The 8,894-nt window shown below is 68.7% G+C and carries 9 protein-coding genes and 1 tRNA gene; 8 read left to right on the top strand and 2 right to left on the bottom strand.

Annotated elements, in window-relative coordinates; all coding sequences use genetic code 11:
• Positions 1-124 precede the first annotated feature (124 nt).
• Positions 125-613 carry an ATP-binding protein gene (locus ABD841_RS27140; protein WP_344977734.1) on the bottom strand — a complete coding sequence of 163 codons (489 nt, stop codon included), beginning with the start codon at positions 611-613 and terminating at the stop codon, positions 125-127.
• A gap of 993 nt (positions 614-1,606) precedes the next feature.
• Here ABD841_RS27140 and ABD841_RS27135 point away from each other — a divergent pair.
• The 7 genes from ABD841_RS27135 (at position 1,607) to ABD841_RS27105 (ending at position 6,696) form a co-directional block, all read left to right on the top strand.
• Positions 1,607-2,446, top strand: a complete 840-nt coding sequence (locus ABD841_RS27135) for a nucleoside deaminase (protein WP_344977732.1) — start codon at positions 1,607-1,609, stop codon at positions 2,444-2,446.
• Between the two features lie 168 nt (positions 2,447-2,614).
• Complete coding sequence (locus tag ABD841_RS27130; RefSeq protein ID WP_425582045.1) at positions 2,615-2,956, top strand: GNAT family N-acetyltransferase; 342 nt, start codon at positions 2,615-2,617, stop codon at positions 2,954-2,956.
• 396 nt (positions 2,957-3,352) lie between these two features.
• On the top strand, positions 3,353-3,472 hold the full coding sequence (locus ABD841_RS27125; RefSeq protein WP_208802288.1) for a DLW-39 family protein: 120 nt from the start codon (positions 3,353-3,355) through the stop codon (positions 3,470-3,472).
• A 29-nt stretch (positions 3,473-3,501) separates the two neighbouring features.
• Positions 3,502-4,239: an HAD family hydrolase gene (locus ABD841_RS27120; protein WP_344977727.1), complete on the top strand. Its 738-nt coding sequence runs from the start codon at positions 3,502-3,504 to the stop codon at positions 4,237-4,239.
• Positions 4,240-4,590: 351 nt separating this feature from the next.
• Positions 4,591-4,989 (top strand): YciI family protein, encoded by a 399-nt coding sequence (locus tag ABD841_RS27115; RefSeq protein WP_344977725.1) that lies wholly within the window; start codon positions 4,591-4,593, stop codon positions 4,987-4,989.
• Between the two features lie 3 nt (positions 4,990-4,992).
• Positions 4,993-6,282 carry an RNA polymerase sigma factor gene (locus tag ABD841_RS27110; RefSeq protein WP_344977828.1) on the top strand — a complete coding sequence of 430 codons (1,290 nt, stop codon included), beginning with the start codon at positions 4,993-4,995 and terminating at the stop codon, positions 6,280-6,282.
• Positions 6,283-6,623: 341 nt separating this feature from the next.
• Positions 6,624-6,696 (top strand) — tRNA-Ala (locus tag ABD841_RS27105).
• A gap of 59 nt (positions 6,697-6,755) precedes the next feature.
• On the opposite strand, the gene ABD841_RS27100 is transcribed toward ABD841_RS27105, so the two are convergent.
• A complete protein-coding gene (locus ABD841_RS27100) occupies positions 6,756-7,433 on the bottom strand; it encodes a site-specific integrase (RefSeq protein WP_344977723.1) in 678 nt (225 codons plus the stop codon).
• Between the two features lie 217 nt (positions 7,434-7,650).
• Between ABD841_RS27100 and ABD841_RS27095 the strand changes: the two genes are divergently transcribed.
• Positions 7,651-8,886, top strand: a complete 1,236-nt coding sequence (locus ABD841_RS27095; RefSeq protein WP_344977721.1) for an Ig-like domain-containing domain — start codon at positions 7,651-7,653, stop codon at positions 8,884-8,886.
• The last annotated feature ends 8 nt before the right edge of the window (positions 8,887-8,894 follow it).

The raw sequence follows: 8,894 nt of genomic DNA, 5'->3' as shown, positions 1-8,894 counted from the left end.
CACCGCGAGCTCACCGCGAGCTCACCGCGAGCTCACCGCGAGCTCACCGCGAGCTCATCGTGCGCAGGGGAGCCGGGCCGGGGGTGGCTGTCGGAGTGGGAGCCGCCCGGGGCGGGGGTGGTCGTCAGAGCGGGAGCTGCCCGGGATTCCGGCCAGGAGAGCCGTCCGGGGCAGGGGGTCCGTCAGCACGGGAGCCGCCCGGGCTTGAGGCGCCGTTCCGGGGCGGCGGAGAGGACAGGAGCATGCGCAGCCGGACACGCGAGCCTTCCCCGGCCTGCTGGATGGTGAGCTCGTCACACAGTTGGCTCATCAGCCACAGCCCGAACCCCCGGACGGTGCCCGTGGGCCGCTCCCGCGGGACCTGCCCGGACGCGAGGCGACCGACGGTGTCGGTGACGTCGACGGTCAGGGAGGTGTCGTTCCGCCAGATGCTCAGGGTGCCCTTGCCTCCGCCGTGCTCCAGGACGTTGATGACCGCCTCGTTGGCCGCGAGGAGCAGGTCGTCCAGGCGATCGCCCCGCATGCCGGCCTGGGCCGCGTAGCGCTGAAGACGCTCTCGCAGTGCGGTGAGATCCTCGTCGATCGGCCACTGCCGGCCGTGGTCGCCGCTCACGACACCCCCTTGACACCGCCTTGTCTGGCTGTCACCGGGGGTCGAGCCGACGTGCTCCAGAATCAGGGCGTTGCTGACGAGTTACACGATGCTAGACACCTGCCCGCTCCTTGCCAACTTACGACCCTCTGGGCGCACGAGATGTTCACGTGCCCGTTTTCGCGGTGATATTGAGATCCAGGAGTCACGCTAAAGCCGCTCAAAAGTATGTAAAGCGGAAATATCTGGAGTGTGACCGGCGGAGCCCGGGAGGGTCAGCCGGGGCGCGGGGTCACGACGGCGTCGGCGGCGGTGGACCGCACGTCGAACGCCCGGGTGGCCCGGTCGGATGCAGGAGCCTCGCGAGCGGGGAGTGCGGGCCGGCCAGTACGAGCCGGTCGCCCGGTCCCGCACGACCTTGCGAACCGTCGAGGAGATCTGAACCCCGGTCGAGTCGCAGAAGCTCGGGCCCGTCCGGTCGATCACCGGATCCCCGAGGCGCTCGCCGATCACCTCGTGCACGTCGTGGTCGAACCGCGCGGTGTCGGTGTAGCCGAGCTCGCCGGCGGGGGCAGGAGAACGGCGTTCTCCACCGCGCTCTCCACGGCGGGGCGGGGATGTGGGTACGCGGACGGCAGCGCTCACGGGCGTACCTCTGCGGACGGTCGGGGACGGAAGCCGGGACGGAAGCAGGGGCGGAACGGGCGACCGGGGTCAGGGGCCGAGGACGGCGCCGGACGGCCCGGCGCGGAAACCGGGCAGGAGCGATCCGATCATGTTTCCCGGCAGTGGGAGTCCGTGTGCGGATGCCGGGCGGTTGTTCCCGGCGTGTGTCCTCCGAATTGCCCTAGAGCGCTTTTACGGTACAAATTGGAAATAACTCCTCATTCCCCTCCGTGCCGTACGCCCCTCTCCTGCCGCACCGTAAAATCTCGTACGTCACGCCCGAAAGACGAGGTGTGAATCCCCGGTGCGATCCGCATCATGAGGGAGACAGCGGGCAGTGCATCGGCCATGACGACAGCCCACTCCCCTGGGTTCCAGAACGCGTGGAGCGCTCTCGCCCCCGCCTTCCGACGTTGCCTGGAACTCGCCCACATGTCGTCGGCCGCTCGCGGGCTCGCCGTCGGGTCGGTGCTGACGGACGCCCGAGGTCAGATCGTCGCCGAGGGGCGGGACCGGGTCTACGACGCGCCCGGAGGCGCCGACGCGCTCCAGGGCACCCCACTGGCGCACGCCGAGATGAACGTGCTGGCCGCCGTCCCCACCGAGCTCGACATCGGCGACCACGTGCTGTGGAGCACACAGCGGCCGTGCCCCATGTGCACGGTGGCGCTCTCGTGCACCGGCGTGGGAAGGGTGCGCTTCATGGCCGAGGATCCGGCGTTCGACGGAGTGGGAGCGCCCCCGGGCGGCCCGGTGACCCGGCCCGCCGCTCTCACCTCGGTGGACGGGCCCGGCGGTCTCGCCCGGACGGACGAGTCCGGCGGCCGTGTCCGGGCCGGTGGGCCGGACGGTCGTGCCCGGCCCGGTGAGCCCTGTGTTCCTGTCCCGGATGACGGTTCCCACGGTCCCGTATGGGAGGGTCCGTCACCGTCCCCGTGGGTGGTGACGGCCAACCTGCTCTTCCTGCACAACATCGCCCGGGCGCGGGGAACGGCTGCCTCCGTGATCGCCCGCAACAGGTGGACCGAGCCCGAGACGGTCGAACTCACCCTCGATGTCGTCACCGAGGGAGTGATGATCGACGCGTTCGCGGCCGGGCGCCCGCTGACCGCCACGCTCGCGGAGCTCTGGGACCGCATCGTCGAGGCCGCGGTGTCCCGCGACGCCCGGCGGGGCGCCTCGGCGTAGCCCGTCCGGTCCGACGCGTCGCGGGAGCCCCGTTCCTCGGCTACCACGACCGCAGCCGGATCAGTCCGGTCCGACGCGTCGCGGGAGCCCCGTTCCGATCGCCGCCCGGCGGGCATCCGGAGAGTCAGGCCGGCTTTCCGTTCCCGCGGGGATTCGGGAATCAACGCCGTGCCGCGTCCGCTGACCCAGGCGCCGCCGTACGGCGGTCTGACGAAGGAGAACCCCATGCAGGTGGACGTCAAGCTCTCCCCCGGCGGCGACTTCTACGCCGCGGAGGTGGACGGCAAGCAGGTTGGGCTGCTGGAACTCGTCCGGCGCGACGGCGTCATCGTCTACCCCCACACCGAGGTCCAGCCGGAGTACGAGGGCAACGGGGTGGGTGCCGCGCTCGTCCGCGTCGCACTCGACGCCGTCCGCGCGGAGGGCGCGAAGGTCGTGCCGCTCTGCTGGTTCGTGAGGGGCTGGATCGCCCGGCACCCCGACTACGCGGACCTGGTCGCGGACGTCTGACGGGTCTCGCCCCGCGACGCCGATCGGGATCGGTGATTATTCAGCGGCGCGCGAGCGCGTCCGGGAGAGAGAACACGCTGGTCAGGGCCGAGCACGAGGTTCGGCGGCCGTCGGCGGCCGGAATCCGGCCGCCGTCCGGCGAGCAGAGCGGGCCCCTACGCGAGTTATCGTGAGAGCGGGATCGGTTTTGCGATCGATCTCACGTCGAGTCGTGATCGTCAGAGCACGAGCCGTACGGCATGATAATGAGAATTACCTGGTTAGCGTAGATCGGCCATATCGGCCTTTCGAGCTGACCAGATCATGGCCCGATCCCTTGCTAGGCTGCAAGGAACCATTGGAACCGGGCGTTGTCTCACCCCGGCAGGTGAGACTGTCGAGAAGTGGGGTCACACCGTGAAGAAGTTGCTCGTTCTGGCGCTCGTCGCCGTCGGGGGGCTGCTGGTCTGGCGCAAGGTGCAGGCCGACCGAGCCGAGCTCGACCTGTGGACCGAGGCCACCGGCAGCGAGAACTGATCGACGCGGCTACCGATTCGGGTGCTTCCATGGTCCTTGCCCAAGATGGAGTAACACCCATCAGGCTTGCCTGTCTGGATCTGGCAGGCACCACGATCGGTGATATCGCCATGGTCGAACGGGCGTTCGCCGAGGCGATCGCCACGCAGGGCATCGTGCCCGGGACCGGTGCGTACGCTCGTGCCATGGTGCATGTGCACCGGTCCCGGGGCTGCCCGAAGATCGATGTCTTCCGGGGCATCTTCCCGGACAACGAGGCCCAGGCGCAGGCGGCCAACCTGACCTTCGAGCGCTCCTTCGAGGGAGCCATCGAGCGTGCGGGTCTGGTCCCGCTGCCCGGTACGGTCGAGGCGCTCGACAAACTCCGCGACGCCGACATCAAGATCTGCTTCATCACCGGGTTCAGCCGGGCCACGCTGGGGCGTGTGCTGTCCGCTCTGAGCTGGTCCGACAAGATCGACCTTGCGCTCTGCCCCGAGGATGCCGGACGTGGGCGTCCCATGCCCGACATGGTCCTCAACGCGGTCCTGCGCCTCGGCATCGAGGACGTCCGCCAGGTCGCGGTCGCCGGTGACTCCGAGAGCGAGATGCTCTGTGGCCGCCGGTCCGGCGCGTCGGTGGTCGCCGGCCTCCTCACCGGAGTGCACAGCAAGGAGCGCCTCCTCAACGGCGGTGCCACCCACATCCTCGACTCCCTGGCAGACCTTCCCGAGCTGGTTCTCGGCGGCGTGCCGGCCGAGCCCGCGGTGGGCGCCTCCGCCCGCTGAGGCCCTCAGCCCGAGACTGCCCGTACCGTCCGGTCCCACCGGGGCGCGGCCGCGGTCCCCTGACGACGAACGCGTCGGCTCGACACCCCTGGACCCCTGCTGTCCACGGCCCGGGGCGCGCTTCCATCCCGCGCCTCATGGTGCGCTCCCGTCCCGTGCCCTGTGGTGCGCTTCCGCCCCGCACCCCGCGAACGCGAGCCGCGGATGGAGGAGGCCTGGAGGCGTACCCCGCGGACTCCGGCTGATTTTTTCCGCGAATCCTCGCCGGGATGTCGAGAACGCGGGGGTGTGCTTCGACCTACAAGTGAGGGCGCCGGAGAAGGCGCGTATGAAGGGACGAGGAAAGAAGACATGAAATACATGCTGCTGATGCAGTTCGGTGCGCAGAGCGAACTCCCGCCGCTCGGTACCTGGCCCCCGGAGGACGTCAAGGCCCACATCGTGTTCATGCACGAGGTGAACAAGAAGCTCATCGACGCCGGGGAGTTCGTGGACGCGCAAGGGCTGGCGGGTCCGGAACAGGCCAAGATCGTCCGGGCCGGTGACGGCGGCTCCCCCGTCGTCACGGACGGTCCGTACCCTGAGACGAAGGAGTTCCTGGTCGGCTACTGGATCGTCGACTGCGAGAGCCCAGAGCGGGTGATCGAGCTCGCAGCCTACATCTCGGCCGCTCCCGGGCCCGGCGGGAAGCCGCTGAACATGCCGATCCAGGTACGCCAGGTGATGTCCGGTCCGTCCGAGGAGCTGTGACCGCTGAACAGCCCGGCCATCGACGACCTGCTGCGCGAACTGGCGCCGCAGGTCGTCGGTGTGCTCACCCGGCGCTTCGGAGACTTCGACGCCGCCGAGGACGCGGTTCAGGAGTCGCTGCTGGACGCCGCGGCCCAGTGGCCCGATGAGGGCGTACCCGGCAATCCGCGGGGGTGGCTCATCCAGGTCGCGTACCGCCGGATGACCGAGCAACTGCGCAGCGAGCAGGCGCGGCGCCACCGTGAGGAACTGGTGGCCGCGCAGGCGCCCCCGGACCGGCGGACGGCGCCACCGGCGGACGACGAGTACGAGACGGGCCGGGACGACACGCTGATCATGCTTTTCCTATGCTGTCATCCCGCGCTGACCCCGGCGTCGGCGATCGCCCTCACCCTGCGGTCCGTGGGCGGTCTCACCACGGCTGAGATCGCCAAGGCGTTCATGGTGCCCGAGGCGACCATGGCGCAGCGGATCAGCCGGGCCAAACAGCGCATCAAGGCGTCCGGCATCCCGTTCCGCATGCCAGCCCCCGGGGAACGGGCCCGGCGGCTCGGCTCGGTGCTGCACGTGCTGTACCTGATCTTCAATGAGGGCTACACCAGCAGCTCCGGCCCCGACCTGCACCGCGTGGAGCTGTCCCGCGAAGCGATCCGGCTGGCCAGGATGGCCCACGACCTGCTTCCGGACGACTGCGAGGTGGCCGGGCTTCTCGCGCTGATGCTGCTCACCGACGCCCGGCGCCTCGCACGGACCGGTGCGGACGGCACCCCGATCCCGCTGGCGGAGCAGGACCGGAGCCTGTGGGACGCTACGGCCGTCGCCGAAGGGGTCGCGCTCATCACCAGAACTCTCGCCAAAGGCGCGGTCGGCCCGTACCAGCTCCAGGCGGCGATAGCCGCGCTCCACGACGAGGCGCCAGTGGCGGAGGAGACCGACTGGCCGCAGATCCTGGCGCTGTACGGCCTGCTGGAGCGCATGTCCGACAACCCCATGGTCTCGCTCAACCGCGCCGTCGCCGCGGCCATGGTGCACGGCGCCGCGACCGGCCTCGACATGCTCAGGTCACTCGACGCCGACGGACGCCTGGCGGAGCACCACCGCTTCTACGCGGCCCGGGCCCACCTCCTGGAGATGGCCGGCGACCGGCGGGCGGCCATCGCCGACTACCGGGTGGCGGCGAGCCGTACGACGAACATCCCGGAGCGCGACTACCTCATCACCCGCGCCGCCCAGCTCGCCGCGGCGGACCAGGCGACGCAGGGCGGCCCGCCCCCAGCCCACCCGGGTTCTTGACCGCCCCGGGTTCCCGACCGACCGGCGCCTCCGATCGGCGTGGACTCCTGACCGGCCAGGACGGCGATCGGTCGCCTCTGGAACATGGTCTTCGGAGTGGTCCAGCCCAGGGTCCGCCGGACCAGCCGGAAGACACGCGCGAGATCAGAGCATGAATCACAAGCCGAACGTCAACGACGGCCAGGAGGTATCCGGACCCGCTCACATCCGCCTGCCTCACCATGATGTCGCCACGGCGCCAGGAGCTCTCAAGTGGCGCCGGAGCCGCTCCTGTTGCTACGGTGTACGACTGAAGCAAGCCGTGCACAGGGAGCATCTCCCGGATCATCGGCTTGAATCTGGGGGCCTTAGCTCAGTTGGCAGAGCGCCTGCTTTGCAAGCAGGATGTCAGGAGTTCGAATCTCCTAGGCTCCACCTGCGAAAACGTCCCCTCCCCGATCATGAAAACGGGGCGTGAGTGACTAACTGAGTGACTAAGCCTCCAGGATCCTTCCGAAGATCCCGTCCATCGCCGTCGCGCCCTCTTCCATGACGGGCCGGATCTGGCGACGGTAGACCGTCTCCGTCACCACCGTGTTGGCGTGACCCACCAGGCGGGAGATGTGTTCGATGGGAACGCCGGAGTCCGACAGCAGGGACACGAAGCTGTGCCGCATCTCCTTGGGCGTCCACTCGGTCTCGACAAGTCCGGCCTTCTTGACGACCTTCCGGAAGTCACGCCGCACGTTACCGGCGCTCAACGCGGTCCCGTCCTTCGTGCAGAACACCAGCCGCGCGGCGGCCCCGCCGGCGTCGTCGAGCTGATCGAGCCCGTCGTGCTCCCAGAGCTTCCGGAGCGCCTCGACACAGCGCTGAGGCAGCTTGAGAGTCCGGCGGGGCTTGACGGTCTTGGTGTCGCCGCTCTGCCGGACCGACCGCCACACGTAGATGGCGTACTCCTCGCAGTCCCACCCCGCTTCGGTGACGGGAAGCCACGCCTTGCGATCGGCGGCGAACCCCACCACGTGCGACCACGACAGCTCCCGCAGTTCCTCGGTGCGTACCCCCGTCAGGAGCGACAGGACGATGTACACACCGATGCGCGTGCCCGCCTCCTCCGTGGCACCTGACGCCGGCCGCGCTGCGGCTCTTCGGCCGGTCGTGGCCAGCACCGCCCACGCGCTCCATCGCCACAGCGAACAACTGGCCGACCGAAGGCCATCACGGAGTACGCACAGTACTGGCCGCGCCGCTGCAACCAACAAGCCTCATGGAGGCTTTACCGACCTGGCCAATTGCCGTGTCGCATTCTCCAGGATCACACATCCGGTGCTTACGGAACCCACCTTTTCATCTCCAAAAGGGATCTTTACATAGATCGTTACACATGTGATGATCACTTCGTTTTGCCACACCTGTTCGAAAGGCTGGAGTGAACACATCACAAACAGCGTCTGGCTTATCCACCCGGACGCGCCGTCGCGCTGCCATGATCACGGCTCTGACACTGCCCCTCTCGCTCATGGGCGCGCCCGCGATCGCCCAAGGCCCCACACCATCTCCCACCCCCACAGCGTCGCCGCCCAGTGTCCCCCCACCCCCATCGGCGAAGCGCTGGCGCAGGCCAAGAAGGACAACCGGCGCGTCGAGATCGAGTCGCTGCGCTCGGAAAGCGCCACGTACTACGCCAGCCCGGACGGCAAGACGGTCCGAATGGAACTCCACACCCAGCCGATCCGCGTCAAGAATGCCGACGGCAAGGGCTTCACGCCGATCGACATCACCCTCATCGAGGCGGACGGCACCATCAAGCCCAAGGCCACCAGGGGGAACCTTGTCCTGTCCGCCGGCCGGGACAAGACCCTGCTCAAGAGCCAGGCGGCCGACGCCACGGCGAAGATCAGCACGCCGTCGGTGCTGCCCGAGCCCACGCTGAAGGGCAACGCCGCCACCTACCCCGACGCCTACGGCAAGGGCCGTGACTTGGTGGTGACCGCGAACCCCACTGGGTTCCGGCAGCAGATCACCATTACCGAACGGCCCACCAGCCCGGTCTCCTTCCGAGTTCCGGTAGACCTGCCCGAGGGGCTTTCATTCAAGAAGAACGCCGCGGGCAGGCCTACCATCATGGGCAAGAACGGCAAGACACTGACCGAGGTGCGGCCGACCCTGGTGCAGGACGCCAAAGCCGCCGACGCAGGCGCCCCGCTGGAGGCGGGCAAGGTCGGCAAGGCCGCCGTCACGCTCGCCGAGGACGGAAAGACCCTGGTGTTCACGCCGGACGCCGCGTTCCTGGCCGACCCGGCAACGACGTACCCGGTGACGATGACCGCCGCGGTGTCTGACTGGTACGAAGGCCATACAGGCGACTGGGATGACGGAGGCATGGACACCTTCATCAACGATGTCGACTACCAGGACAGCTGGGATGGCTTCACCCTGGATCGGATCCTGGTCGGCAAATCCTATGCCGACAACATCGCCAAGCGCTGGCGCGGCTACCTCCAGTTTCCCGATATTCCCGCCGAGTTCGCGGGCAGCAAGGTGGAAAACGCTGACCTGCACCTGTGGAACTACCTTGGATCACCCCGGGTTGGTTGGAGGCTCCGGAACCTGGAAGGGTGAGGAGCTAT

The organism is Streptosporangium fragile (assembly GCF_039534445.1).
Classification (GTDB): domain Bacteria; phylum Actinomycetota; class Actinomycetes; order Streptosporangiales; family Streptosporangiaceae; genus Streptosporangium; species Streptosporangium fragile.
The sequence above is the reverse complement of the archived record's forward strand: the minus strand, read 5'-3'. Positions and strand labels throughout refer to the sequence as shown.

Coding starts and splice junctions, on each gene's coding strand:
- ABD841_RS27135 (WP_344977732.1), top strand. CDS start 1,607: ATGACGACAGCCCACTCCCCTGGGTTCCAGAACGCGTGGAGCGCTCTC.
- ABD841_RS27120 (WP_344977727.1), top strand. CDS start 3,502: ATGGTCCTTGCCCAAGATGGAGTAACACCCATCAGGCTTGCCTGTCTG.
- ABD841_RS27115 (WP_344977725.1), top strand. CDS start 4,591: ATGAAATACATGCTGCTGATGCAGTTCGGTGCGCAGAGCGAACTCCCG.